The sequence below is a fragment of the Roseovarius sp. MBR-79 genome (genome assembly GCF_053628555.1).
Window position 1 is genome coordinate 214,367 of record NZ_JBRJGP010000003.1, and the last position, 25,628, is coordinate 239,994.

Annotated in this window: 27 protein-coding genes and 1 tRNA gene; 13 read left to right on the forward strand and 15 right to left on the reverse strand. The window is 65.2% G+C overall.

Going from position 1 to position 25,628, the window contains the following annotated elements; translation table 11 throughout:
- Positions 1-4: 4 nt before the first annotated feature.
- The 8 genes from ACSSV8_RS04555 to ACSSV8_RS04590 all read right to left on the reverse strand — a co-directional run bounded on the left by ACSSV8_RS04555 (position 5) and on the right by ACSSV8_RS04590 (position 5,906).
- The gene (locus ACSSV8_RS04555) at positions 5-628 is read right to left on the reverse strand and encodes a trimeric intracellular cation channel family protein (RefSeq protein ID WP_454281644.1); all 624 of its coding nucleotides are present in this window, start codon (positions 626-628) and stop codon (positions 5-7) included.
- Positions 625-1,092 carry a ribonuclease HI gene (gene rnhA / locus ACSSV8_RS04560; RefSeq protein ID WP_354539079.1) on the reverse strand — a complete coding sequence of 156 codons (468 nt, stop codon included), beginning with the start codon at positions 1,090-1,092 and terminating at the stop codon, positions 625-627. Before rnhA ends, ACSSV8_RS04555 begins: the two co-directional genes overlap by 4 nt.
- The gene (locus ACSSV8_RS04565; protein ID WP_354539080.1) at positions 1,085-1,699 is read right to left on the reverse strand and encodes a glutathione S-transferase family protein; all 615 of its coding nucleotides are present in this window, start codon (positions 1,697-1,699) and stop codon (positions 1,085-1,087) included. The genes rnhA and ACSSV8_RS04565 overlap by 8 nt, the downstream gene beginning before the upstream one ends.
- Complete coding sequence (locus ACSSV8_RS04570) at positions 1,696-2,076, reverse strand: DUF3429 domain-containing protein (RefSeq protein ID WP_454281645.1); 381 nt, start codon at positions 2,074-2,076, stop codon at positions 1,696-1,698. Before ACSSV8_RS04570 ends, ACSSV8_RS04565 begins: the two co-directional genes overlap by 4 nt.
- 154 nt (positions 2,077-2,230) lie before the next feature.
- Positions 2,231-3,001: a hydroxypyruvate isomerase family protein gene (locus tag ACSSV8_RS04575; RefSeq protein WP_454281646.1), complete on the reverse strand. Its 771-nt coding sequence runs from the start codon at positions 2,999-3,001 to the stop codon at positions 2,231-2,233.
- An 85-nt stretch (positions 3,002-3,086) separates the two neighbouring features.
- Positions 3,087-4,373 (reverse strand): TRAP transporter large permease, encoded by a 1,287-nt coding sequence (locus ACSSV8_RS04580; RefSeq protein WP_454281647.1) that lies wholly within the window; start codon positions 4,371-4,373, stop codon positions 3,087-3,089.
- A complete protein-coding gene (locus ACSSV8_RS04585) occupies positions 4,370-4,870 on the reverse strand; it encodes a TRAP transporter small permease (RefSeq protein ID WP_454281648.1) in 501 nt (166 codons plus the stop codon). The genes ACSSV8_RS04580 and ACSSV8_RS04585 overlap by 4 nt, the downstream gene beginning before the upstream one ends.
- A gap of 67 nt (positions 4,871-4,937) precedes the next feature.
- Positions 4,938-5,906: a TRAP transporter substrate-binding protein gene (locus tag ACSSV8_RS04590; protein WP_454281649.1), complete on the reverse strand. Its 969-nt coding sequence runs from the start codon at positions 5,904-5,906 to the stop codon at positions 4,938-4,940.
- Between the two features lie 131 nt (positions 5,907-6,037).
- Here ACSSV8_RS04590 and ACSSV8_RS04595 point away from each other — a divergent pair, with 131 nt between their 5' ends.
- The 5 genes from ACSSV8_RS04595 to ACSSV8_RS04615 all read left to right on the forward strand — a co-directional run bounded on the left by ACSSV8_RS04595 (position 6,038) and on the right by ACSSV8_RS04615 (position 9,907).
- The gene (locus ACSSV8_RS04595; protein ID WP_354539086.1) at positions 6,038-6,217 is read left to right on the forward strand and encodes a hypothetical protein; all 180 of its coding nucleotides are present in this window, start codon (positions 6,038-6,040) and stop codon (positions 6,215-6,217) included.
- A gap of 153 nt (positions 6,218-6,370) precedes the next feature.
- Complete coding sequence (locus tag ACSSV8_RS04600) at positions 6,371-6,976, forward strand: glutathione S-transferase (RefSeq protein ID WP_354539087.1); 606 nt, start codon at positions 6,371-6,373, stop codon at positions 6,974-6,976.
- A gap of 173 nt (positions 6,977-7,149) precedes the next feature.
- Positions 7,150-7,710, forward strand: a complete 561-nt coding sequence (petA, locus tag ACSSV8_RS04605; protein WP_354539088.1) for a ubiquinol-cytochrome c reductase iron-sulfur subunit — start codon at positions 7,150-7,152, stop codon at positions 7,708-7,710.
- A 12-nt stretch (positions 7,711-7,722) separates the two neighbouring features.
- Positions 7,723-9,045 carry a cytochrome b gene (petB, locus tag ACSSV8_RS04610; protein WP_454281650.1) on the forward strand — a complete coding sequence of 441 codons (1,323 nt, stop codon included), beginning with the start codon at positions 7,723-7,725 and terminating at the stop codon, positions 9,043-9,045.
- Between the two features lie 10 nt (positions 9,046-9,055).
- Positions 9,056-9,907, forward strand: coding sequence for a cytochrome c1 (locus ACSSV8_RS04615; RefSeq protein WP_454281651.1), 852 nt, complete (start codon positions 9,056-9,058; stop codon positions 9,905-9,907).
- 69 nt (positions 9,908-9,976) lie between these two features.
- On the opposite strand, the gene ispH is transcribed toward ACSSV8_RS04615, so the two are convergent.
- A complete protein-coding gene (gene ispH / locus ACSSV8_RS04620; RefSeq protein ID WP_454281652.1) occupies positions 9,977-10,927 on the reverse strand; it encodes a 4-hydroxy-3-methylbut-2-enyl diphosphate reductase in 951 nt (316 codons plus the stop codon).
- A 182-nt stretch (positions 10,928-11,109) separates the two neighbouring features.
- Between ispH and ACSSV8_RS04625 the strand changes: the two genes are divergently transcribed.
- Entirely contained in the window at positions 11,110-11,496 is a 387-nt protein-coding gene (locus tag ACSSV8_RS04625; RefSeq protein ID WP_454281691.1) for a c-type cytochrome, read from the forward strand.
- Here ACSSV8_RS04625 and ACSSV8_RS04630 read toward each other — a convergent pair whose 3' ends face one another.
- Positions 11,497-11,946 (reverse strand): YqaA family protein, encoded by a 450-nt coding sequence (locus ACSSV8_RS04630; RefSeq protein WP_454281653.1) that lies wholly within the window; start codon positions 11,944-11,946, stop codon positions 11,497-11,499.
- A 213-nt stretch (positions 11,947-12,159) separates the two neighbouring features.
- Between ACSSV8_RS04630 and ACSSV8_RS04635 the strand changes: the two genes are divergently transcribed.
- Positions 12,160-12,236 (forward strand) — tRNA-Arg (locus ACSSV8_RS04635).
- A gap of 626 nt (positions 12,237-12,862) precedes the next feature.
- Positions 12,863-12,985, forward strand: coding sequence for an entericidin A/B family lipoprotein (locus tag ACSSV8_RS04640; protein WP_354539093.1), 123 nt, complete (start codon positions 12,863-12,865; stop codon positions 12,983-12,985).
- Positions 12,986-13,056: 71 nt separating this feature from the next.
- On the opposite strand, the gene lepA is transcribed toward ACSSV8_RS04640, so the two are convergent.
- Positions 13,057-14,856: a translation elongation factor 4 gene (lepA, locus tag ACSSV8_RS04645; RefSeq protein ID WP_454281654.1), complete on the reverse strand. Its 1,800-nt coding sequence runs from the start codon at positions 14,854-14,856 to the stop codon at positions 13,057-13,059.
- A 119-nt stretch (positions 14,857-14,975) separates the two neighbouring features.
- Here lepA and ACSSV8_RS04650 point away from each other — a divergent pair, with 119 nt between their 5' ends.
- Together ACSSV8_RS04650 and ACSSV8_RS04655 are read left to right on the forward strand one after the other, a co-directional pair.
- Positions 14,976-15,566, forward strand: coding sequence for a BglII/BstYI family type II restriction endonuclease (locus tag ACSSV8_RS04650; protein ID WP_454281655.1), 591 nt, complete (start codon positions 14,976-14,978; stop codon positions 15,564-15,566).
- Positions 15,566-16,204 (forward strand): MT-A70 family methyltransferase, encoded by a 639-nt coding sequence (locus tag ACSSV8_RS04655; protein WP_354539096.1) that lies wholly within the window; start codon positions 15,566-15,568, stop codon positions 16,202-16,204. The genes ACSSV8_RS04650 and ACSSV8_RS04655 overlap by 1 nt, the downstream gene beginning before the upstream one ends.
- Positions 16,205-16,213: 9 nt before the next feature.
- Here the strand turns inward: ACSSV8_RS04655 and ACSSV8_RS04660 are convergent, their stop codons facing one another.
- Positions 16,214-18,184, reverse strand: coding sequence for a sensor histidine kinase (locus tag ACSSV8_RS04660; protein ID WP_454281656.1), 1,971 nt, complete (start codon positions 18,182-18,184; stop codon positions 16,214-16,216).
- A gap of 67 nt (positions 18,185-18,251) precedes the next feature.
- Positions 18,252-19,268: a Fe(3+) ABC transporter substrate-binding protein gene (locus tag ACSSV8_RS04665; RefSeq protein ID WP_454281657.1), complete on the reverse strand. Its 1,017-nt coding sequence runs from the start codon at positions 19,266-19,268 to the stop codon at positions 18,252-18,254.
- Between the two features lie 339 nt (positions 19,269-19,607).
- Here ACSSV8_RS04665 and ACSSV8_RS04670 point away from each other — a divergent pair, with 339 nt between their 5' ends.
- On the forward strand, positions 19,608-21,491 hold the full coding sequence (locus ACSSV8_RS04670; protein ID WP_454281658.1) for an acyl-CoA synthetase: 1,884 nt from the start codon (positions 19,608-19,610) through the stop codon (positions 21,489-21,491).
- Positions 21,492-21,712: 221 nt separating this feature from the next.
- Here the strand turns inward: ACSSV8_RS04670 and trpS are convergent, their stop codons facing one another.
- Positions 21,713-22,741 (reverse strand): tryptophan--tRNA ligase, encoded by a 1,029-nt coding sequence (trpS, locus tag ACSSV8_RS04675; protein ID WP_454281659.1) that lies wholly within the window; start codon positions 22,739-22,741, stop codon positions 21,713-21,715.
- A gap of 74 nt (positions 22,742-22,815) precedes the next feature.
- On the opposite strand from trpS, the gene ACSSV8_RS04680 reads away from it, so the two are divergent.
- Positions 22,816-23,496 carry a rhomboid family intramembrane serine protease gene (locus ACSSV8_RS04680; protein WP_354539101.1) on the forward strand — a complete coding sequence of 227 codons (681 nt, stop codon included), beginning with the start codon at positions 22,816-22,818 and terminating at the stop codon, positions 23,494-23,496.
- Here the strand turns inward: ACSSV8_RS04680 and epsE are convergent.
- A complete protein-coding gene (gene epsE, locus ACSSV8_RS04685; protein WP_454281660.1) occupies positions 23,447-24,679 on the reverse strand; it encodes an exopolysaccharide biosynthesis GT4 family glycosyltransferase EpsE in 1,233 nt (410 codons plus the stop codon). The two genes, ACSSV8_RS04680 and epsE, sit on opposite strands and share 50 nt — an antisense overlap.
- 94 nt (positions 24,680-24,773) lie before the next feature.
- Here epsE and ACSSV8_RS04690 point away from each other — a divergent pair, with 94 nt between their 5' ends.
- A complete protein-coding gene (locus ACSSV8_RS04690) occupies positions 24,774-25,610 on the forward strand; it encodes a glycosyltransferase family 2 protein (RefSeq protein WP_454281661.1) in 837 nt (278 codons plus the stop codon).
- Positions 25,611-25,628: the final 18 nt, after the last annotated feature.

Below are 25,628 nucleotides of genomic sequence, written 5' to 3' on the forward strand. Positions count from 1 at the left end.
GCGGTCAGGTCCGGGGCGGGCGGGCGCGATAGACCGGCAATTTCCAGCCAAAGGTGAGCGACCCCGCGCGCAAGGCCCATGTCATCGCCGCACAGGTTCCAAGGATGATGAGCGGCTCGGCGGTCAGGTGCGCGGCGAGCACCGCGCCGGTCGCACCGGCGAAGGCGGCGGTGACGTAAAGCTCGCCGCGTTTCAGCACCAGCGGCACCTCGCCCACCACCACATCGCGCATCAGCCCCCCCATGCAGCCGGTGACCATCCCCATCAGCACCACGATCACCGCGCCCTGACCGGTGGCCATGGCCGCACTGACACCGGCGGGCACGGCGACGGCAAGCGCGAAACTGTCAAGCCACAGGAGCCAGCGATAGCGGCTCTCGACCAGATGGGCGGTCACGAAGACCAGCAGCGCGGCGGCGCAGGCGATCAGGATATAGGCCGGATTGGCCAGCCAGAACACCGGGTTGCGGTCCAGCAGCACATCGCGCAGCGTGCCGCCCCCCACGGCGGTGAGGCAGGCGAGAAAGGCAAAGCCCACAATGTCGAGTTGGCGGCGTGAGGCGACAAGCGCGCCGGTCAGCGCGAAGATCGCCACAGAGGCGTGATCGAGGAACGCGAGAAGGCTCATGCCCCGGCCCTGCGCGGCTTGTAGGGGGCCATGCCCGCGCGGGCCAACGCATCCGCGCGCTCGTTCTCCGGATGGCCGGCATGGCCCTTGATCCATTGCCATGTCACGTCATGGCGGGCCGCCGCCTCCTCCAGACGCTGCCAGAGTTCGACATTCTTGACCGGCTTTCGGCCGGCGGTCTTCCAGCCGTTGCGCTTCCAGCCATGCATCCAGCCGGTGATGCCGTTCTTCACATAGGCGCTGTCGGTGACGATGGTGATGGCCGAGGGGCGCGCGAGCGTCTCGAGTGCCATGATCGCGGCCATAAGCTCCATCCGGTTGTTGGTGGTGTCAGCCTCGCCGCCCTTGAGGTCGCGCTCCTTGACCACGGTCGCGCCGTCCTTCGCCTGCATCAGAACGCCCCAGCCGCCGGGGCCGGGATTGCCGGAGCACGCCCCGTCGGTATAGGCCACGAGATCAGGCATCTATGCCGACATAGCCGTCAAGGCCCGCAACCCGCCCGAGCCAGCCGCGCAGCGCCGGGAAGGGGGCGAGGTCAAAACCACCGTGCGTTTCGGCCGTATGCGTATAGGCGTAAAGGCACAGATCCGCGAGGCTGACACTGTCGCCCACCAGCCAGTCGCGCCCGCTCAGGTGATCCTCCATGACCTTCAGCAGGGCATGCCCGCTCTCCAGCAACTCCGCCAGCCGCTCGGGTGTGGCCTGAGCCTTGCGGTGCGGATAGGTGAGCAGCGCGGCGCGCACGGCGATCACGCCCTCATGCTGGTTCTGCTCCCAGAACATCCAGGACAGCATCTGCGCCTGTTCCAGCGCGCCCAAAGGCACAAAGCGCGTGCCCTGTCCCAGCCAGAACAGGATCGCGTTCGATTCGGGCAGAAGCGTGCCACAGCCAAGCTCCAGCACCGGGGCCTTGCCAAAGGGCAGGCGGCCTTCCTCTTTGGCACGCTTGAGCGACTCCCATCCATATTCGACATCGATTGTGTTGGCGGCCTTTCCCAAAAGCGCCAGCAGCAGCCGCACCTTGTAGCTGTTGCCCGAGGACGGCATGGAATAGAGCGTGATGTCCGTCATCCGTAGATCACTCCGATGGCAAGGCAGCCGATCACAATGGCCGAGAGCATGAGCCGTAGCGGCATCCACCAGCCGGGCGCAAGCCCTTGCCGGACAAAATGCGCATCAAGCAGCAGCAACCCGAGAAAGCCGAAGATGAGGCTTACCCCCGCCGATTGCGGGCCGCCGCCGGTCATGAAGAACGCCCAGAGTGCGGGCATCACCGAGAGCGCATAGCCCGTGGCGGCGCGGCGCCCGCTGGCCTGTGCGGCAAAGCCCCAGAGCACGCCGGACATGAACGACAAGATCACCGCGCCGTAGAACAGCATGACATAGGGCCCCGCGAAACGCGGTCCGACAACCTGCGCCGTCCGGAGGCCGAGATCGGGAAGAAGCACGGTCAGCGCCCCCCACAGGAACGGCAGCAGACCGGCAAGGCCAAGGATCAGGGGGGGCGGGGAATGCTCTGGAACATGCGCGCAAATTGGCGCGCTGACGTGGGGTTGGCAAGGGCAGCGTGACGATGGACCCTGCGCAGGGTGAAAGCGCCGCTCAGATCGCCCGAAAGCGTGGCAGCCAGCCGAGGCTGGCCTCGGTCTCCCCCCCGGCAGGCCGGTATTCGGCCCCGACCGGACGGTCCCAGCCCAGCCGTTTCATCCGCGCCAGCAGCCAGCCAAGATCGACCTCGCCCTCATCCGGCGCACCGCGCTCGGGGACGCCCGCGATCTGCACATGGCCGATGATCGGCAAGAGCGTCTCGAACCGGCGCGCAAGGTCGCCCTCCATGATCTGCAGGTGATAACAGTCGAACATCAGCCGTAGATTGGGGCGACCCACCGCCGCGATCACCTCGGCGGCATGGGCGCTGTGCGAGAGGTGATAACCCGGCACGTCGCGCCGGTTGATCGGCTCGATCAGGATCTCGATGCCCGGCGGCGCGGCCAGATCGCAGGCATGGGCGAGGTTGGCGCGGAACGTGGCCTCGGCTGCCCGTCCCTCGGCGCGCCCGGCCATGACATGCACCGCCCCCGCGCCGATGGCCTGCGCATACGCCACCGCCTGCGCGATGGCGCTGCGCGCCTGCCGCTCGCGCCCGGGCAGCGCCGCAAGGCCGAACTCGCCCGCGTCGCGGTCGCCCGGCCAGGTGTTGAGCCCCAGCATCGGCAGGCCGGTGGCGTCGAGCGCGGCGCGCACGGCCTCGGGCGCGGTGTCATAGGGAAAGTGGCACTCCACCGCGTCGAACCCCGCCGCATGGGCGGCATGGATCGCGTCGGGCAGGGGCCGGTCGGTGAAGAGAAACCCGAGATTGGCGGAAAAGCGCATCAGTCCCAATCCACCCCGAACGTGCGCACCGAGTGCGCCATGCCAAACCTCATGGACCCAAGCCCCGCGAAATGGACGATCCGCGTCACCCTGTTCCTCCGAATACCAGTTCGACCGGCCAGAGCGTGATCGCCGGGACATAGGTGATGATCATCAGCGCGCCAAAGACGGTCAGCACGAACCAAGCCAGTTGCGGGATGATCCGCTCGACCGGCAGGTCGGCCACGGCGCAGGCGGCAAAGAGATTGACGCCAAGCGGCGGGGTGATCATGCCGAGCGCGAGATTGACCACGAGCACCAGCCCGAAATGCACCGGATCGACACCGTAGCTGATGGCAATGGGCGTGAGGATCGGGGCCAGCACGAGGATCGCCGCCGAGGTCTCGATGAACATGCCGATCACCAGCAGCATCAGGTTCACCACCAGCAGAAAGGCGATGCGACTCTCGAACATGTCCTTGAACCAGGCGGCGATCTCGTTGGGCAGGCCCGAGCGGGTGATGAGGAAGGAAAACAGCGCCGCCGCCGAGATGATCAGCATGATCGCCGAGGTGGCGAGCACGGTTTTCCTGAGGATCTGCGGCAGGTCGGCCACGCGCAATTCGCGGTAGAAGGCCATGCCGACGATCACCGCCGCCGCGACCGCCGCAGCACTGGCCTCGGTCGGGGTGAAAATGCCGGAATAGATGCCGCCCAGGATCACGACGGGCACAATGAGCGCGGGCAGAGCGGATCTGAACGCGGGGCCGAGGCGCGGCCGGTCGCGCCCGTCCTCGAGCCCGATGCCGCGCACCCGGCAGAGGATCAGCACCAGCGCCATCAGCGCGCCCGCGACCAGAAGCCCCGGCCCGATCCCTGCGATGAAAAGCCGACCGATCGACGCGTCTGTGGACACGCCATAAAGGATGAGCGGGATCGAGGGCGGGATGAGCACGCCCAGTTCGGCGGAGCTGGCCTGCACCGAGGCGGCGAGCGGTTTGGGATAGCCATGCCTGACCATCGCCGGAATGAGAATCGCGCCGATGGCGAAGGTGGTGGCGACGGACGATCCCGAGACCGAGGCGAACATCATGCAGGTCAGCACGCAAGACGCCGCAAGCCCGCCCTGAATGCCACCGACGATGGATTTCGCCAGTTCCACCAGCCGGTGCGAGATGCCGCCCGCCGACATCAGGTTGCCCGCAAGGATGAAGAGCGGGATCGCCATCAGCGGAAAGCTGTCGATGCCGGTGAACATGCGTTGCGCCACCAGGAGCAGCGGCAGACGGCCATGTGCCTCGATCCCGATCACCGAGGCAAGACCGATGGCCACGGCAATCGGCACCCCCGCCAGAAAGAAGATGGCGAGCGACAGGGCAAGGGCGAGGTTCATGCGTCCCTCTCCGCCGGTTGCAACCGCCCGAGTTGCAGGGCGCGGATGGCGCAGCCGAGAACGGCGATCAGGATGAAAAGCGACCCCGCCGGCAGCGCCGCGTAGACCCAGGCGATGGAAATCTCGAGCGCCGCGAGTTTCTGGCCCATGACGCGCCCGGTCATCGCCCAGCCCTGCCAGAACAGGATCGCAAAGAAGGTGAGCGACAGGCCGCAGGCGACGAGGTAGAGCACAAAGCCGAGGCGCGGCGGCAGGAGGCGTTGCACGATCTCGACCGCGATCATGGAGCCTTCGCGAAAGGCGGGGGCTGTGCCGAGAAAGACCGACCAGATCATCGCCGAGCGGGTGATCACCTCGGACCAGGTGGAGGGGTGGCCGAAGACGAAGCGCGTCGTCACCTGGTAGAGCGCGAGGGCGGTCGCAATCAGCAGAAAGCCGATGGCGAGCCGCAGGGCGATGCCGGTGGTGATCGCCTCGAACCTCAGAAAGAGTGTCATCGCCGCCCTCATTCAAAAGGACGGACCGGCGCGCAGACGACGCACCGGCCCGGTGCCTGTCAGGACCTTATTTGACGGCCTTGATCCGCTCCACCATCTCGGCACCATACTGGTCGGTATAGACCGAGTAAGAGCTTTCGGCGGCAAGCCTGGCAAAGGGTTCCTTGTCGATATCGGTGATCACCTCCATGCCGTTTTCACGCAGAAGCGCGACGCCCGCCTCTTCCAGCCGGTTGACCTCGGCCCGGGTGGCGGCGGCGGAGGCCGTGGCGGCCTGACGAAACCAGCCCTGCTGTTCCTCGGTCAGCCCGTCAAACAGGATCGGCGAGGCCAGCACAACGGCAGGCGAATAGACATGGCCGGTGAGTGAGACGTATTTCTGCACCTCCCAGAATTTCGACGCGGTGATCACGGTCACCGGGTTTTCCTGACCATCGACCACGCCCTGTTGCAGCGCGCCGAAAAGCTCCGGAAAGGCCATTGGGGTGGGGGCGGCGCCCATCCCCTCGAAGGCGGCCATGTGCACGCGGTTTTCCATCGTGCGCAGCTTCAGCCCTTGCAGATCGTCGGGCGTGCGCACCGGGCGCTGCGAGTTGGTCACGTGGCGAAAGCCGTTTTCCGACCATGCGAGGCCGACGAGGTTGTTCTTGCCGATCTCGTCAAGCAGTTCCTGCCCGATCTCGCCGTCGAGCGTGGTGCGCGCGTGATCGTAGTCGCGAAAGAGGAACGGCAGGTCGAGCGCATAGACCTGCGGCACGAAATTGCCCAGGGGGCCGGTGGAGGTGATGACCACGTCGAGCGAGCCGATCTGAAGCCCCTCGATCATGTCACGCTCGCCGCCCAACTGGCCCGCCGGGGCCTGCTCGCCGGTGAAGCTGCCGCCCGAAAGCGCGGTCAGCGTGTCGATGAATGCCTGCGCGCCGACACCGTAATGCGATTGCGGTGACAGCGCGTGGCCCACAACGATGCTGTCCTGCGCGTGGCCTGCGGTGGCCAGCGAGAGCGCGGCAAGCACGCCAATTGCGTGATGTTTCATGAAACTCCTCCTGTTGTCGGCCCGGCGGGTTGATGCCCCGGCCCATGTCCTCTCCCCTGACGCAAGCGGCGGCGAACGCCTGTTCGGTCGCGTCTCGAAAAATGCATACAGCTTATGACAGCGATAGCATAATGTCTCGTTCTTGCAGAAGTGACGACAACCGCCAGGACATCGAGACACGCCGTCACATCCTGTCACAGGTGGCCCGCGCCGCCGGCGCGCTCAGCTATGTGCCGAACCGGCTTGCGGGGGGCAGCCCGCCGCGCGTTACCGATGTGGATTTCCGCCTGATCCCGGGTGCCACCGCCTGATATGCATCAGCACGGCCCGGGCGGCAGGAAATGACCCCCGGATGTCGAATGGCGGCACGGACGGATGATGCGCGACCTGTCCAGCCGAGACCGCTTTACACGCGCCCTGCCCCGGCCTAGCGTCTGCGCGACGCCAGACAGGAGCCATGGCCCATGCAACTCATTTCCTCGCCCGCCTCTCCCTTCGTGCGAAAGGTGCGCGTGCTCTTGCACGAGACCGGCCTTGCCACGCAGGTAGAGGAATTGCCGGTCGCCACAACCGCCCTTGCCACCGCACCAGAGGCGATGGCGGCGAACCCTCTGGGCAAGATCCCCGCACTTTTGCGTGCCGACGGCCCCGCGATTTATGACAGCCGCGTGATCTGCCGCTATCTCGACGCGAAGGCGGGTGCCGCGCTTTACCCCGAGGCACGGCTCTGGGAGGTGCTGACGCTTGAGGCGACCGCCGACGGGATCATGGAATCGGGCGTGCTCATGGTCTACGAGACGCGGCTGCGCCCCGAGGGCGCGCGCTCGGAGCCTTGGGTCGAGGCGCAATGGGCCAAGATCGCGCGCGCGCTCGACGCGCTCGAGGAGCGTTGGATGAGCCATCTCGCCGGACCGCTCGACATGGGCCAGATCGCGGTGGCCTGCGCGCTTGGCTATCTCGATTTCCGCCACGACGCGCGCGGCTGGCGGGACGGACACCCGGCACTGGCCGCGTGGTATGAGGGCTTTGCCGCGCGCGACAGCATGGCGCAGACCGCGCCGGTCGGCTGACAAGCCCGTGACAAGGCGCGACAGATTCGCGCTTTGAGCGATCTATGCGGGATTGCAGGCTGGACGGCTTGGCAAAGCCCCGCTAGATACTCGCGCATTAACGTCGGAGAGGTATCCCCGGCGCGCACGAGCCGTTATCGGCATATCGGCACTGACAAGATGGAGCAAACCTCGTGTCCCACGCAGAAGATCACGAAGGCACCCGGAGGGATTTCCTCTACTACGCCACCGCAGGGGCGGGTGCGGTCACCGCAGGCGCGGCCATCTGGCCGCTTGTGAACCAGATGAACCCCTCGGCCGACGTTCAGGCGCTATCCTCGATCCGCGTCGATGTCTCGGGCATCGAGCCGGGCACGCAGATCAGCGTCAAGTTCCTTGGCAAGCCGGTGTTCATCCGGCGGCGCACCGAGCGCGAGATCGAGGCCGCCCGCGCGGTCGAGCTGTCGGCCCTGCCCGACCAGAACGCGCAGAATCGCAACGATATGTCGCTCGACGCCTCCGACCAGAACCGCACGATGGACGAGGCGGGCGAATGGCTGGTGATGATCGGCGTCTGCACCCATCTGGGCTGTGTGCCCATCGGCGACGGCGCGGGTGATTTCGGCGGCTGGTTCTGCCCCTGCCACGGTTCGCACTATGACACGTCAGGCCGCATCCGCCGCGGACCCGCGCCCGAGAACCTCTGGATCCCGGTTGCGCAGTTCCTCGACGACACCACGATTCAGCTCGGATAAGGAGACGCGCGCATGTCCGGTATTCCGCACGACCATTACGAGCCTGCGACAGGCGGCGAAAAGTGGCTTCACTCCCGCCTGCCCATCGTCGGGCTGCTCTATGACACGATCATGATCCCCACGCCGAAGAACCTCAACTGGATGTGGATCTGGGGGATCGTCCTGACCTTCTGCCTTGCGTTGCAGATCGTGACGGGCATCATCCTCGCCATGCACTACACCCCGCATGTTGATCTGGCCTTCGCATCGGTCGAGCACATCATGCGCAACGTGAACGGCGGCCATTTCATCCGATATCTGCACATGAACGGCGCGTCGCTCTTCTTCGTCGCCGTCTATCTGCACATCTTCCGCGGCCTCTACTACGGCTCGTACAAGGCCCCGCGCGAGGTGACGTGGATCATCGGGATGCTGATCTATGTGCTGATGATGGGCACGGCCTTCATGGGCTACGTGCTGCCCTGGGGGCAGATGTCGTTCTGGGGGGCCACGGTGATCACCGGTCTCTTCGGCGCGATCCCCTTCATCGGTGATGCGATCCAGACCTGGCTGCTTGGCGGGCCGGCGGTGGACAATGCCACGCTCAACCGCTTCTTCTCGCTGCATTACCTGCTGCCTTTCGTCATCGCGGCGCTGGTGGCCCTGCATATCTGGGCCTTCCACACCACGGGCAACAACAACCCGACCGGCGTCGATGTGCGTCGCACCTCCAAAGCCGAGGCTGCAAAGGACACCGTGCCCTTCTGGCCCTATTTCGTGATCAAGGACCTCTTCGCGCTCGCCGTGATCATGGTGGTGTTCTTCGCGGTGGTTGGCTTCATGCCGAACTACCTGGGCCACCCCGACAACTATATCGAGGCCAATCCGCTGGTGACGCCCGCGCATATCGTGCCGGAATGGTATTTCCTGCCCTTCTACGCGATCCTGCGCGCCTTTACCGCCGATGTCTGGGTGGTGATGTTCACCAACTGGATCACCGGCGGGATCATCGACGCCAAGTTCTTCGGCGTGATTGCCATGTTCGGCGCGATCATCGTCATGGCGCTGGCACCCTGGCTTGACACGTCGTCGGTGCGCTCGGGCCGGTATCGCCCGATGTTCAAATGGTGGTTCTGGCTCTTCGCGGTCAACTTCGTGGTGCTGACCTGGGTTGGCGCGATGCCTGCCGAGGGGATCTATCCCTATATCGCCCTCCTCGGTTCGGCCTACTGGTTCGCCTATTTCCTCGTGATCCTGCCGCTTCTGGGGGTGATCGAGAAACCCGAGGCGCAGCCAGCGACCATCGAAGAGGATTTCGAGGCGCATTACGGCCAAGCCCAGACGCCCGCCGAATAAGAAAGGACGGATGACAATGTTCAAGAAAACAGGCATTGCGGCGCTCACGGCCCTGTCGCTCTCGGCAGGGGGGGCGTTCGCCGCCGGGGCGGAAGGGCATATCGAGGATATCGCCTTTTCCTTCGAGGGGCCGTTCGGCAAGTTCGACGAGGTTCAGCTTCAGCGTGGCCTCAAGGTCTATACGCAGGTCTGCGCGGCCTGCCACGGGATGCAATACGTCCCCCTGCGCACGCTCGGCGACAAGGGCGGGCCACACCTGCCCGAGGATCAGGTCTTTGCCTATTCCGAACAGTTCGAGGTGTTCGACGCGGAGCTTGACGATTTCCGGCCCGCGAAACCGACCGACCATTTCCCGGCTGTGACCTCGGCCGGGGCACCGGACCTGTCGCTCATGGCAAAAAAGCGCGCGGGCTTTCACGGGCCTTACGGCACCGGGCTTTCGCAACTCTTCAATGGCATGGGCGGCCCGGAATACATCTATTCGCTGATGGTCGGCTATCACGACGCACCGGAATGCGCCCCCGAGGACTTTCCCGGCAGCTATAACGCGGCCTTTACCGCCGGCGGCTTTCCGGAAGAGTGCAGGGACGAGCACGGCCATCATACCGTGCCCGGAAGCTGGATCGCCATGGGCCAGCCGCTCTGGGGTGACGATGTCGAATATGATGACGGCACCGAGGCCACGCTGGAACAGCAGGCCGAGGATGTGGCGGCGTTCCTGATGTGGGCTGCGGAACCCAAGATGATGGCGCGCCAGCAGGCCGGCCTCACCGGGGTGATCTTTCTCACCGTGCTGTCGGTGCTGCTTTACCTGACCAACAAGCGGATCTGGGCCCCGATCAAGCACCGCAAGGACAGCTAAAGGGCGTTCTGTCGACGCTGAAACGACCTTGCCCCCGCACGCCCTTGGCGCGCGGGGGTTTTCATTCGGTCACGCTGTCGCGCGCAAGACGCGGGGCACCTTGAATTCGACAGTCTCCTGCGCGGTCTCGACCTGTTCGATGGTCACGTCATAGCGGGCGTGGAAGGCGTCGATGACCTCGTTGACCAGAACTTCGGGCGCTGACGCCCCGGCGGTGATACCGATGGAGGTGATGCCCTGAAGCGCGCGCCAGTCGATATCCGCAGCGCGCTGCACCAGTTGCGCATAAGAGCATCCGGCGCGCGCACCGACCTCGACCAGACGGCGCGAGTTGGACGAATTGGGCGCGCCCACAACCAACATTGCCCCGGCCTTTTCGGCCATCGCCTTGACGGCCTCCTGCCGGTTGGTGGTGGCGTAGCAGATGTCTTCCTTGTGCGGGCCGACAATGGCCGGAAAGCGCGCGGTGAGGGCCGCGACCACCGCTGCCGTGTCATCGACCGAGAGGGTGGTTTGCGTGACGAAGGCAAGGCGCGCGGGGTCGCGCACCGCGAGCGTGGCCACATCGGCGGGGGTTTCGACCAGGAGCACCTCGCCGGGCGGCAATTGCCCCATGGTGCCCACGGTTTCGGGGTGGCCCGCATGGCCGATCATCACGATTTGCAGGCCCGCCTCATGGTGGCGCTCGGCCTCGATATGCACCTTGCTGACCAGCGGGCAGGTGGCATCGACAAAGAGCATTTGCCGGGCGGCGGCCTCGGCGGGCACCGATTTGGGCACACCATGGGCGGAAAAGATCACCGGGCGGTCGTCGGGACAGTCGTCCAGTTCCTCGACAAAGATCGCCCCCTTGGCGCGCAGATCGTCCACCACGTATTTGTTGTGCACGATCTCATGGCGCACATAAACCGGCGCGCCCCATTTCAAGAGCGCCATTTCCACGATCTTGATGGCGCGGTCCACACCGGCGCAAAAGCCGCGCGGCGCGGCGAGATAGAGGGTAAGGGGGGGCTTGGTCATCGCGCATCTCCTGCTTGGACCAGAGGTAAGGCAGCGGGCCTGCGGCGTAAAGAGCGGCAGGCATGATCTGCGACATTTGCCACGCTTGACCTTCCCGTGCAGGATAGCGGCAAGAGCGGGAAAAGACGGAGGCAAGTATGCGGTATCTGGCGGCTTTGGTCGTGGCCCTCGGCGGCGGGGCGATGGCGGACGAGGACATTTTGCCCTGGCAGAACCCGGATGCGGTGGCCTATGGCGCGATGGTCTACGAGGCCGACTGCGCCACCTGTCACGGCGCGCGGCTTGAAGGCCAGCCTGACTGGAAGAGCCGCGACGCAGAGGGATACCTGCCCGCGCCACCGCATGACGTATCGGGCCATACCTGGCACCATCCCGACGCGCAGCTTCTCGATATCGTGCGGCGCGGCACCGAGGCGGTGGTGGGTCAGGGCTATCGCAGCCGGATGCCGGGCTTCGAGGGCAAGCTGACCGAATACGAAATGCGCGCGGTGCTGGCCTATATCAAATCCACCTGGCCGCGCCGGGTGATCGAAATCCACGAAGAGATCAATCGTAACGCGGGCGGCTGATCACGCCATCGCCTGCACCGTGATCCAGGCGAGCACGAGATAGCGCCCGGTCTTGGCAATGGCCACGAGCGTGACGAAGAGCCAGACCGGCGTGCGCATGATCCCCGCCACCACGGTAAAGCCGTCACCCAGGGGGGCCCAACTCATCAGCAGCGTCCAGATTCCCCAGCGGGCATACCACCCCTGAGCCCGTTCAAGCTGCGCCTCGGTCACGGGAAACCAGCGACGGTGGCGGAACCGCTCGATCCCGCGCCCCATGACGTAATTGACCACCGAGCCGAGCGTATTGCCCACCGAGGCCACGATCAGGATCGAGGCAAGCGATACCGTGCCGGCCGCTTGCAGCGCGACAAAGACAACCTCGGACTGGAATGGCAGCAGCGTCGCCGCCCCGAAGGCAGCGGCAAAGAGCCCGGCAAGCTGGGCGATCTGGCCCGGATCGGGGATCATGGCGTCACGAAAGAGATGGGTCGCATTGCCGGACCGTAAGACGGATCACGCGCAACCCCAAGCCCCAATGAGCCGCTTCGGGCCACAATCCTCGCGGACGGAAGCGGGAGGTGTGGTGCTTCGGGCGTCCTTTCGCTACGGTCCCCTTTCAATCGCGCACCGGCGCAATCCGCCGATGACAAACACCGCCAAAGCCGCTAATCAGTCACCGGCGGCCCCGTGGCTCAACTGGATAGAGCAGCCCCCTCCTAAGGGGCAGGTTACAGGTTCGAATCCTGTCGGGGTCACCAAAAAACCCAATAAAATATGTGTTGGTCAACATCCAAAGACCGACTTTTCGACAAAAATCGGTCTGTGAATATCGCAGACATGAAGTGGACGCATAAATCCGTTTCAAAGCCTGATGGCAGGCGGTGTGCGATCGAGAATATGTCTGATGGTCAGGTGTGCAGGCTGCGCATGATCGTTTCAACCTTCTCCCGCTCGATAAGCGAGGCAGCGTCCGACGACGATACGCCAAGGCGATTTGATCTTACTTTTTGCAATACGCGACCACCTCAGCACGAAGCTACATCACGCTGTGGGATACTCTCCAGAATGCCGCGGGAGAGACGACCGAGCCAATCAGCTCAGGCCGCGATCATGGGGGTCGACCGGCAAGCAAGGAGCGGGCGCATCTTACCCGACGGGTGCAGCGCGATCATGATGACACACCGCTGATTTCTTTCTCCCGTCCTGAATCCTGGACCCCGAGTATCAGCGATTATGCGCTGACATTGAAATCAGCGGTTGTATTCGCCCTCGCATAGGCAGAGTGTCGCAGTTTGCTCCCGCGGTCGGATCACGGTCCGGGACGCGCCCTTGTCGCCATGCGCACCGCATGTGGCAAGACCCAATCAAACCGGAGAAATCAACCATGCGCATGATGTTTATCGGCCTTGTGGCCTGCCTTGGCCTGACCGCCTGCGAAACCATCCAGGGGGCGGGCCGCGACGTTCAGGATGCCGGCCAGGCCCTCGAAACCGCCGTCGAATCCTGAGCCCCTTACAGGGCATAGGGTCTTGCGGCTCGCACGCGCGCCAGAGCTTTTCGCCGTTACGGCGAAAAGCTCTAGGAATCCATCTTCAACGCCGAGATGAACGCCTCTTGCGGGATGTCGACCTTGCCGAACTGGCGCATCTTCTTCTTGCCGGCCTTCTGCTTTTCCAAGAGCTTCTTTTTCCGCGTCGCATCCCCGCCGTAGCATTTCGCCGTCACGTCCTTGCGCAGCGCCGAGAGCGTCTCGCGCGCGATGACCTTGCCGCCGATTGCTGCCTGAATGGGGATCTTGAACATGTGGCGCGGGATCAGGTCCTTCAACTTCTCGCACATGGCGCGCCCGCGCATCTCTGCCCGGTCACGGTGCACCATCATGGAAAGCGCGTCCACCGGCTCGTCATTCACCAGCACCTGCATCTTGACCAGCTTGTCCTCGCGGTAGCCCTCAAGCTGATAGTCAAAGCTGGCATAGCCCTTGGTCACCGATTTCAGCCGGTCGTAGAAATCGAACACAACCTCGTTCAAGGGCAGGTCATAGACCGCCATGGCGCGGCTGCCGGCATAGGTCAGGTCCATCTGGATACCGCGCCGGTCCTGACAGAGCTTGAGCACATCGCCCAGATATTCATCCGGCACCATGATCGTGGCCTTGATGCGCGGCTCTTCGATACGCTCGACATGCGAGGGATCGGGCATGTCGGCGGGGTTGTGCAACTCCCGCATCGTGCCGTCCTTCATGTGAAGGTGATAGACCACCGACGGCGCGGTGGTGATCAGCTCGATGTCATATTCGCGCTCGATCCGGTCGCGGATCACCTCGAGATGCAGCAGGCCGAGAAACCCGCACCGAAAGCCAAAGCCGAGCGCGGCCGAACTTTCCATCTCGTAGCTGAACGAGGCGTCGTTCAGCGCCAGCTTCTCGATGGCGTCGCGCATGTCGTCGAACTGCGCCGAATCGACCGGGAAAAGCCCGCAGAAAACCACCGGCACCGAGGGCTTGAAGCCCGGCAGGGCCTTGGCGCAGGGGCGTTTTTCATGGGTGATCGTGTCGCCTACCCGGGTGTCGCGCACCTGCTTGATCGAAGCGGTGATGAAGCCGATCTCGCCGGGGCCGAGGCTCTCGACCTTTTCCATCTGCGGGCGGAACACGCCGATGCGCTCGACATTGTAGGTGGCCCCGGTCTGGATCATGCGGATGCGGTCGCCGCGCTTGAGGCGCCCGTCCATGATCCGCACCAGCACGACCACGCCGAGATAGGCGTCATACCAGCTATCGACCAGCATTGCCTTGAGGGGGGCCGCCTCGTCGCCCTTGGGTGCGGGCAAAAGCTTAACGATGGCCTCCAGCGTTTCGGGGATGCCCACGCCGGTCTTAGCCGAGACGCGGATCGCACCGCTTGCGTCGATGCCGATCACGTCCTCGATCTGCTCGGCCACGCGGTCACATTCCGACGCGGGCAGGTCGATCTTGTTGAGCACGGGCACGATCTCGTGGCCCGCGTCGATCGCCTGATAGACATTGGCCAGCGTCTGCGCCTCGACGCCTTGGGTGCTGTCGACCACCAGAAGGCTGCCCTCGACCGCGCGCATTGAGCGGCTGACCTCATAGGCGAAATCCACATGGCCCGGCGTGTCGATGAGGTTGAGCACATAGGTCTCGCCATCCTGCGCGGTGTAGTCGATGCGCACGGTGTTGGCCTTGATCGTGATGCCCCGCTCGCGCTCGATATCCATGGCGTCGAGCATCTGCTCTTTCATGTCCCGATCCTGCACCGTCCCGGTCGACTGGATCAACCGGTCGGCAAGGGTGGATTTGCCGTGGTCGATATGCGCCACGATCGAGAAATTGCGGATATGTGAGAGCGGTGTCATGACTTTGGCATATGTATGGGAAAGGGGGTTTGGTCAAGGTGGTGTCGCGCTTGGGCGGCTTTGCGATTGCGGGACGGCCAAGCGCAATCTATGGTAGGGGTTCAGCGAGGAGAGCCAAGATGTTGCGGGAACGCGTGGGCGATTTCATTTGGGAGCACTACCAGTGCCACGAGTGGAAGCACGCGAGCGCAATCCTGTCGCAGGATTTCCCAGCGGAGTGGGCTGATATTCTCGATATGCTGCACGCCTTTCGTCTGCGTCGCTCTTGGATAGCTACGGGCGGCGGCAGCAAATCGAGGGTTTCGGATTTTATCGACAAGTTTCTTTACAAGCGCGGATGGACGGAGAAGAAGTTCGAGACCGGTGTCATGCTCGACGGGGAAAGGCTTGATTCGCCGACTCACCAAATCGACTGCTATCGTAACGGCGTGGCCCTTGAGATCGAGTGGAACAACAAGGATCCGTTTTTCGACCGTGATCTCAACAACTTCCGCCTTTTATTCGATCTGCGCGCCGTCAGCGTCGGGGTGATCGTCACGCGCGCGGACGAGTTGCAACGAATTTTCAAGGAAATCGGGCGAGGATCATCCTACGGGGCCTCGACAACCCACATGTCCAAGCTTTTGCCGAAGATCGAAGGGGGCGGGGCGGCGGGCTGCCCGCTTCTGGTCTTCGGGATCACGGCGGCGCTTTACCGGGAGAACGACTGATGAACGATGCGAACGCCGATTTCCTGAGCTTCACGGCGGGGCGCAAGTTCCAGACGATCCTGGCCGATCCGCCATGGCAGTTCCAGAATCGCACCGGCAAAATGGCGCCTGAGCATAAACGCCTCTCGCGCTATCCCACGATGACGCTCGACGATATCTGTGATTTGCCGGTCGAGGCAGTGGCGGGCGATCCGGCGCATCTGTATCTCTGGGTTCCCAATGCGCTTCTACCTGATGGACTCAAGGTGATGGAGCATTGGGGCTTCAAATACAAGAGCAACATAATCTGGTATAAAACCCGCAAGGATGGCGGGCCGGATCGGCGCGGCGTGGGGTTCTATTTCCGAAACGTCACCGAGGTGCTGCTTTTCGGTGTGCGCGGCAAGAATGCCCGAACGCTGGCACCGGGGCGCTCTCAGGAGAATATCCTCTGCACCCAGAAGCGCGAGCATAGCCGCAAGCCCGACGAACAATACGACCTGATCGAGCGGTGCAGCTTCGGCGCGCGGCTGGAAATGTTCGCGCGCGGCCCGCGGCCGGGCTGGGAGGTGTGGGGCAATCAGGCCGAGCATTACGAGCCAACATGGGACACCTACGCCAACCATTCACAGGCCAAGGTGGTGCCGCTGCGGCGATAGGCGGGGCGCTCACCCTCTCTGAGCGGGCAGCCAGACGGTGAACTCGGCCCCGCCCTGGGCGCGGTTACGCACCGTGATGTTCCCGCCCGCCTGCCGGATCAGCGTCTGGCTGACCGACAGGCCAAGGCCCGTGCCCTCGCCCGGCTTGGTGGTGAAGAACGGATCGAACACCGATCCGATCTTGTCAGGGGCGATGCCCGGCCCGCTATCGGTCACGATCAGCGCGGCACCTGCCCGCCCCTCACGTGCCTGAGGCCCGGTCGAGATGGCCAGCCGCCCGCCCCCCTTCATCGCCTGCGCGGCGTTGGTGACAAGGTTGATGATCACCTGCTGCAACTCGCCGGGGTTGATGGTGACGAGCGGCGTGCCGGGGGTCGCGGTGATCTTTACCGCGATATCGGCCTTGGAAAGGACATGATCCACCAGCACGAGGCAATCGCGCAGCACCTGGCCCAGATCCACGTCCTCTTCGAATGTGCCGAAGTCGGTGGGTCGGGCGAATTGCAGCAGCTTGCCGACGATGGCGCTGATCCGGGCCACCTGCCGGTCGATCAGCCCCAGCTCATGCGCGACGGGGGCGGCGGCCTCGCCGAGGGTCTGGCGGATCACGTCAAGATTGCCTTGAATGACCGCCGCCGGATTGTTGATCTCATGCGCCACACCCGCCGTGATCTCGCCGATGGAGGCGAGCTTTTCTGACATGACAAGCTGTTGATAGGTGCTCTCCAGCTTGGCATTGGCCTCGCGCAATTCGGCGGTGCGCTCGTCCACCCGCGCGTTCAGTTCCTCGTTCCAGGCGCGCAGGGCGCGGTCGCGCTCCTGCACCTGATCGAGCAGGCTGTCGAGATGGGCGGCCACGGTGCCGATCTCGTCGCGGGAAGGCACAGAGCCGATCCGTGCCTCCAGATCGCCCGCCTCGACCCGCGCCATGGTCTGCGTCATCCGCTCGAGCGGCGCGAAGATATTGCGCGCGAGCCGCAGAAACAGCGGAACGCTGATCACAAGAACCGCAATAAATGCCGCAAACACAAGAATATAGGCGTTTCTCCGCGCGGCATCGAACGGCGCCTGGAGATAGCCGACATAAAGCATCCCGACCCGCGCGCCGAAACTGTCGATGATCGGACGATAGGCCGAGATATACCAGTCATTGACGACAAAGGCGCTGTCGAGCCAGGTCCGCCCCTCGTCCAGAACGGCACCGCGCACCGCTGCCGAGACGCGGGTGCCGAGCGCGCGCGCGCCCTCGAAGAGGCGCACATTGGTCGAGACGCGCACATCCTCCAGAAAGAGCGTGGCCGTGCCCTGCCGCGCCCCCGCGCGGCCCGTGTCCTGATAGACCAGCGCGTTGATCGTGTCGATGAAGTCGAGGTTGCGGTTGAGCAGGACGCCCCCCACCAGAACCCCCTCGCGCCCCGACGTGGTGACGGGCGTCGCGCTGTGCACGACCATGCCGCGATCCTCGATGCTGCGGGTGGTCGGCACGGCGGCCTGCGTCGGAATGAGCGGCACGCGGGCGCGCTCGGCCAGCGCCGCGCCGGTCCCGGGCAGGGCGGCGAGGGTATCGGCGGGGAAAATGTCGATCTCGGTGGAGGGCCGTCCGGCAAGGGCTGTGGCGATCACCGGCCAGTCCTTCTGCGGCCAGTCCTTCTGCGCGGCGTCAAGCGGCAGGTAGTAGAGAAAATCAAGTCCGAGAGCCGTGCGTTCCCGCGCAAGAAAGCGAGACAGGCCGTCGGGCGTCTCGCGCAGCGCCCCGTCAAAGCGTAGCGATCCCGCCAGCGCCGTCACATCGCCCCCCGTCGTGGTCAGGATGCGCTGCACATATTGATCGGCCACCCGCAGATCGGTTTCCACATTGGTGATCAGAAGCGCGTCGTAATTGGACGACCAGCGCCCGATGGCCAGCGCCAGAAGCGCAGGCATCAGCACCACCAGCGGCAGCAGCGCAAGGATGAGCAGGCGTAGCCGGACGGAGGTCATGCGAAAGGGCCGGGCTCCTGTTGGAGAACCCGACCCTAGGTCAGAAAAGCGATGCGCGCAATTCGCCTCAGTTCCAGCCGACCGCGTTGAAGATCGTCTGCGCCTCTGCCGCATGGGTGGCAAAGGAAGCGGTCGGCGTCTCGGTATCGGCCTTGAAGTCGCCCATGGCCGTCACATGCGTGTCGGGTGCGACGCCGGACAGAACCGGGTATTCGTTATTGGCCTCGGCGAACTGCTTTTGCGCGGCCTCGCTGGCGAGAAATTCCAGCAGGGCGGTCGCCTCTTCCTTGTTGGGGGCGTTGGCCGCAATGCCTGCCGCGACAAGGTTGACATGCGCGCCGCGCCCGTCCTGGTTGGGCCAGACCCAGCCGATCCCGTCGATACCGCTGGTCAGCCCCTCGACATCGCCGGCAAGACCGCGCGCATAGTAATAGGTGTTGGCCACGGCAATGTCGCATTCCCCCGAGACGATCCCGCGCAACTGATCGGTATCGCCACCCTGCGGTGGCCGCGCCATGTTGGCGACAACGCCCTCGGCCCATGATTTCGCTGCGTCGGCCCCGTTGATCTCGATGATCGAGGCCAGCAGCGACTGGTTATAGATGTTCGACGAGGAGCGGATGCAGACCTGCCCCTTGTAGGCCGGATCGGCCAGCGCCTCATAGGTCTGCGGCGGGTTCGCCACCCGGTCACGCGCATAGAAGATGATCCGCGCGCGCTGCGAGAGCCCGGTCCAGAGGTTGTCGGGGTGGCGCAGATGGGCGGGCACGTTGGCCTCGATCACCGCCGATGTGAAAGGCTGAAGCAGGCCCGCCTCCTCGGCGCGGGCGATATTGCCCACGTCCACGGTCATGAACACATCCGCCGGGCTATTGGCCCCCTCGGCCTTCATCCGCTGGACAAGCTCGTTGGCCTCGGCCTCGATACGGTTGATCCTGATGCCGGTGGCCTCGGTGAAGGCGGCATAGAGCGCGTCATCGCTGTCATAATGGCGGCTGGAATAAAGGTTCACCTCCTGCGCGAGGGCAGGAGCGGCCAGCGCCAGAAGGGCGGTTGCGCCGAGAAGGGTCTTGATCGGGGTCATGGAAGGCTCCGTTTGTCCGGGTTGGTTGCCTGAGCGTTTCTGGCAATTCCGACAAAAAGAGTCAACCTGTATTTCTGACTGTTTTTATCGGAACGTCGCCTGCCGTCTCCGGCCAGGACCGGCACCGCGCCCGGGGTGCCCGTCATCCTCCGACTTGACCGGAGGATCCCGTGTCGCAAGAGACCCTCGGATCAGGTCCGAGGGTGACGCGCGCAAGATGGCTTTCGCCATCGTCCCAAAACGCAGCGTAAATCTTGCGCCGCGCCCCTTTCCCGCACATTCTGCCGCGAACGGGAAAATCCGCGCAGGGAGAGGCGCGGAGCAAAGGGAGGAAAGGCCATGACGTTCACCTCGCGGCAGGACGCGCTCGACATTCAGAATGAGATGCCGTGGGAGGCGCGCGACACCCCTATGACCCTCTACCAGTTGCTGAGCGCCACGGCGCGCGCCCATCCTGATCGTCCGGCGATCAGCTATCAGCTTCTTTCCGGCCCGACGGACAAGGCCGTGACCCTCACCTGGAAGCAGTTCCACGATCAGTGCTGCCAGGCGGCCAACCTGTTTCGCAGCCTCAAGATCGGCGAGGGGGATGTGGTTGCCCTGGTCCTGCCCAACACGATCGAGACGGCGGTGGCAACCCTTGGCGCGGCCATCGCCGGGATCGTCAACCCGATCAACCCGCTGCTGGAACCCGAACAGATCAGCGCCATCCTGCGCGAAACGGGCGCCAAGGTGGTCGTGACGCTCAAGGCCTTCCCCAAGACCGACATCGCGCAAAAGACCGCCGAGGCGGTGCGCCATGCGCCGGCTGTCCATACCGTTCTGGAAATCGACCTCAACCGCTACCTCACCCCGCCGAAAAGCTGGATCGTGCCGCTGGTGCGCCCCAAGAACCCGGTGCAGCACCATGCCGACGCGCGCGATTTCAACAAGAGCATGGCAGCCCAACCCAAGAACCTGGGCTTTGCCGACAGCACGGGCGACCGCATCGCCGCCTATTTCCACACCGGCGGCACCACCGGAATGCCCAAGGTCGCGCAGCACAAGTATTCCGGCATGGTCTATAACGGCTGGCTGGGGGAGGCTGTCCTGTTCCGTGAGACGGACAGCGTGATGTGCCCGCTGCCGCTGTTTCACGTCATGGCCTGTCAGGCCGTTCTGATGTCGATGATCAAATCCGGCGCGCATGTCGTCTTTCCGACGCCTGCGGGCTATCGCGGCGAGGGGGTGTTCGACAATTTCTGGAAGCTGTGCGAACGCTACAAGACCACGTTCATCGTCACCGTGCCGACCGCCGCCGCCGTGCTGATGCAACGCAAGGTGGATGCCGACATCTCGACCGTCAAGAATGCGATTTCCGGATCGGCCCCGATGCCGCTGGAACTGTTCAACCGGTTCGAGAAGGCGACGGGGATGACCATCATCGAGGCCTACGGCCTGACCGAGGCGACCTGTCTGGTCTCGTCCAACCCGCCGGGTGGCGCCAAAAAGGTGGGCTCGGTCGGTCTCCCCTTTCCCTACACGGATGTGCGCATCATCAAGGAAACGCCCCATGGCCCGATCGATTGCGCCGTGGACGAGGTGGGCGAGATCTGCATCTCCAACCCCGGCGTTTATGCCGGGAACACCTATACCGAGATCGACAAGAACAAGTCGCTTTACCATTATGACAAATACCTGCGCACGGGCGATCTGGGGCGGCTCGACGGTGACGGCTATCTCTGGATCACCGGGCGCGCCAAGGACCTGATCATTCGCGGCGGCCACAATATCGACCCCGCCGAGATCGAGGAGGCGCTGATGACGCATCCCGCCGTCGCCATGGCCGGGGCCATCGGCCAGCCCGACGCCCATTCCGGCGAAATGCCCTGCGCCTATGTCGAGCTCGTGGCGGGGGCCACGGCGAGCGGCGAGGAACTGCTGGAGCATTGCAAGGTCCATGTTCATGAGCGCGCGGCGCAACCGAAATATATCGAGGTGCTGGACGAATTGCCCAAGACCGCCGTCGGCAAGGTGTTCAAGCCCGACCTGCGCAAGCGCGCGATCACGCGCATCTACAACGCCGCTCTCGAGGAGGCGGGAATCGCCGCGCGCGTGACGAACGTGGTCGATGACAAGAAGCGCGGGCTGGTGGCACAGGTGTCGCGCAAGGGCGAGGTGGACGAAGAGGCCATGGGCCACGTCCTCGGTCAGTTCGTGCGGCCCTGGGAATGGGCGGCATAGGCCGAGTCCCGGGGCCTTCCGATCGGCACCAGCGGTGCGAGGCGGATGATCCGCGAGGGGCAGCACTCCGGCGGCCGTCCGCTCGGTCGCGTCAGATGCTCCCCGTGTCAGGATCGAGAGCTGCGTCCGAAGCGGGGTCAGTCGCCCCGGTCCCGTTCATGAACAGCGCGCCGTCACGGGCGAGCGCGGCCACGGTGGCGGCGCGGCACCGAGGTGGCCCCCTACCCCCGCCGCGCGCCGACCATGCCCATGATCGCGTAGGTGCGGTCGAGGATCGGGGCGGCGATGGTGCGGGCGCGGTCCGCGCCGTCGGCCAGGATGCGGTCGATCTCGGCCTGGTCCTGCATCAGCCGCGCCATTTCCGCCGAGATGGGCGCGAGGCGCTCCACCGCCAGATCGGCGAGCCGCGGCTTGAACTCGGAAAACGCGCGGCCACCCGCCTCGGCCATGACCTGATCCACGCTCATATCCGCGAGCGCCGCGTAGATATTGACGAGGTTGCGCGCCTCGGGCCGGTCCTCCAGCCCCGCGACCTCCGACGGCAGCGGCTCGGGGTCGGTCTTGGCCTTGCGGATCTTCTTCGAAATCGTGTCGGCATCGTCGATGAGGTTGATCCGGCTCATATCCGAGGGATCGGATTTCGACATCTTTTTGGTGCCGTCGCGCAGGGACATGACGCGCGTGCCCGCGCCCTCGATCACCGGCTCGGGGATGGGAAAGAACTCTACCCCGTAATCGTGGTTGAACTTCATGGCGATGTCGCGCGTGAGCTCGATATGCTGTTTCTGATCCTCGCCCACCGGCACATGGGTGGCGTGATAGGCAAGGATATCGGCGGCCATCAGCGCGGGATAGGCGAAAAGGCCCAAGGAGGCGTTTTGCGCGTTCTTGCCCGCCTTGTCCTTGAACTGCGTCATCCGCTGCATCCAGCCCATGCGCGCGACGCAGTTGAACACCCAGGCCAGTTGGCTGTGCTCGGCCACCTGGGACTGGTTGAACAGGATCGAGCGCGCGGGATCGAGGCCCGAGGCGATGAAGCCCGCCGCCAGTTCGCGCGTGGCGCGCGCGAGATCGGCGGGGTCCTGCCAGACGGTGACGGCGTGCAGGTCCACCATGCAATAGAGCGTCTCGATGCCCCGCTCCTGCGCCTCGGCAAAGCGTTTGAGCGCGCCCAGATAGTTGCCCAGGTGCAGGTTGCCCGAGGGCTGGATTCCCGAAAAGACGCGCGGGGTAAAGGCCGCCTCGGTCATAGGCTCACTCCGTGGTGGATTTCTCTGCCCGCCTCGCTTACCCATGCCGCCAATCCCCGTCAAGGAGAGCGGCCATGCGCGACGATCCCAGCCCCCTCAACCCGGTGCCGCCCTTCGCGCTGGTGCTGTTTGTGGTCATCATCGGGGTCGAGGCGGCATTTACCCTGGGCGCGCGGGGCCTCATCGGCGGGCCGGGGGCCGTGGGCTGGCGCGCGGGCGCGATCGAGGATTACGGCTTTCACGGGCAGGTCCTCGCGTGGATGATCGAGACCGGGCAATACCCGCTGGAGCATCTGCGCCGCCTTGTCACCTATGCTTTTGTCCATGGCAGCTTTACCCATGCGCTCTTTGCCGGAGTGCTGATCCTCGCCATGGGCAAGTTTCTGGCCGAGGTGTTCCGCCACTGGGCGGTGCTGGCGCTCTTTGCCGTCTCGACCGTGGCGGGGGCGCTTGTCTATGCGCTTCTTCCGGGGCAACAGCCCTGGCTTATCGGGGCTTTTCCGGGTGTCTATGGCCTCATCGGCGGGTTTACCTATGTGCTCTGGCTGCGGCTGGGGCAGGTCGGGGCCAATCAGGCGCGCGCCTTCACCCTCATCGGCGTGCTGATGGGGCTGCAACTGGTCTTTGCGCTTCTGTTCGGGGCGGCACCCACATGGGTTGCCGATGTGGCGGGGTTCGTTGCCGGGTTCGCCGCCTCGGTCCCGCTCAGCCCCGGTGGCTGGGCACGGCTGCGCGCGCGTCTGCGGCACGAGTGATCCCGGCAATGAGCGCCTCGGCCCCGCGCGCCGAATCGTAGCCTGCCACGACATGCGCGCGCCCCGCCGCCGAGAGCCGCAGGCAAAGGCTTGGATCGCCCGCAAGCCGCGCGATGGCACCCGCCAGCGCCTCGGGGTTTTTGGGCGGCACCAGAAGGCCGGTCTCGCCATCGGTGAGCAGTTCGCGCACGCCGCCCGCATCGGTGCCAATGACCGGCACGCCCGCCGCCATCGCCTCCATATAGGCGACGCCGAGCGGCTCGTGCCAGCTTGCCAGCGCGAAGACATCCGCCGCCATCAGCCGCGCGCGCACCTCGTCACCGCTCACCGCGCCAAGAAGGCGCGCGTGCCCCGCCAGCCCGAGCGCGTCGAGATGCGCCTGCAACTCGGCGCGGTAGCCATGGCCGCCCGCATCATCCTCTCCGGCGATGTCGACCGTGACCGCCACACCGCGATCCAGCAGAAGGCGCAGCGCCGACAAAAGATCCTGATGCCCCTTGACCACGTTGAGCCGCCCGCAGGCAAAGAGGCGCAGCGGGCGGCCCGGTTCGGGCGCACGATAGGGCACCTCGCGCACGAAGCCGTCCGTATCGACCCCCATCGGCTGCACCACCACGTCATCGGGCAGGTCCGGCCCCAAGGCCGCGCGCACCTCGGACAGCAGCTTGCGCGTGATCACCGTGGCGAAATCGGCCCCCCGCCATTTGAAACCCTGACCGGGGCCGTAATCCGACAGCGGCCCGTGGAGCGTCAGGCTGTAGCGCGGCCCGCCCATGGCGCGCGCCAGCGCACAGATGAGCGCCGCGCGCCCGCAGGAATGGGCGTGGACATGGGCGATGCCGCGCGCCCGCGCCTCGGCCATCAGCGCCCGTGCAGCAGGCAGCGACAGCACCACATCGCGCAGGAACGCGCGGCCCGCGCCCTCGGCCAGCACGGCGCGCCACGGCGCGCGCACCAGACCCGCCAGCGCGCACATCGGCGCGACGCGGCCCAGATAGGTGGTGCGCGCCATCGCCGCCCCGGACCAGTCATGCGAGATGAGACCCGGCGGCGGCAGCCGCGTGCTGAAAAGATGCACCCGCACGCCGCGCGCCTCGAGCGCCGCAATCTCGCGCCAGAAGAACACATGCGTTTGCCCCGGAAACTGCGGCACGAGATAGCCAAGGTTCAGCGGCGCGGTCATTTTCGGTTCCGTTTGCAGGCGGTTGCGCGCTATGCCTAGCATGTTGCGGCGCGTCAGGACAGGCGCGCGGCGAGAGCACGAGAGAAACGCACCGTTGACCGACCGCCCCCCCCCGACGTTGAGCGTGATCATCCCCGCCCATGACGAGGCAGGACAGATCGGACCGTGCCTTGCCGCGCTCTTTGCCAGTCATCCGGTGGCGGGCGGGGCAGAGGCGATCGTCGTGGCCAATGGCTGCACCGATGCGACCCAAGCCGAGGCCGAGGCGATGCGCGCCGTTGCCGGGGCCTGGCCGCTCACCGTGCTCGACCTGCCCGAGGGCGGCAAGACCCGTGCGCTTGGCGCGGGCGAGGCGGTGGCGCGGGGCGTGGTGCTGGCCTATCTCGACGCCGACGTGACCGTGTCCCGCGATCTCATGGCCGCACTCGCCGCAAGGCTCGATACGGCCGCGCCCGCCTATGGCAGCGGTCAGGTGGTGATCCCTGATCCGGCAAGCCGCGCCAGCCGCCTTTATGCGTGCTTCTACCGCGCGGTGCCGTTCTTTCACACGGGTGTGCCGGGCTGCGGGCTGTTCGCCATGAACCGCGCGGGCCGTGCCCGCTGGGGCGACTGGCCAGGGGTCATTTCCGACGATACCTTTGCGCGGTTGATGTTCGCGCCCGCCGAGCGCCATCTTGTCGCGGCCCCCTATCGCTGGCCCGTGGTCGAGGGCTGGGCGGCACTGGTGCGGGTGCGGCGGCGGCAGGACGCGGGCGTGGCCGAGATCGCCGCGCGCCACCCCGCATTGCTGGCCAATGACGACCCGCGCCCCGGCGCGCGGGCGCGGCTTGTGCGTGCGGCGCTTGCGCACCCCTTGGCCTGCCTCACCTATGCGGCAGTGCGCGTCGCCGCCCGCCTGCGCCCGGCAAAGGGCTGGGCACGGGGGCGGTAATGGGCAAAGCCCAGCCAG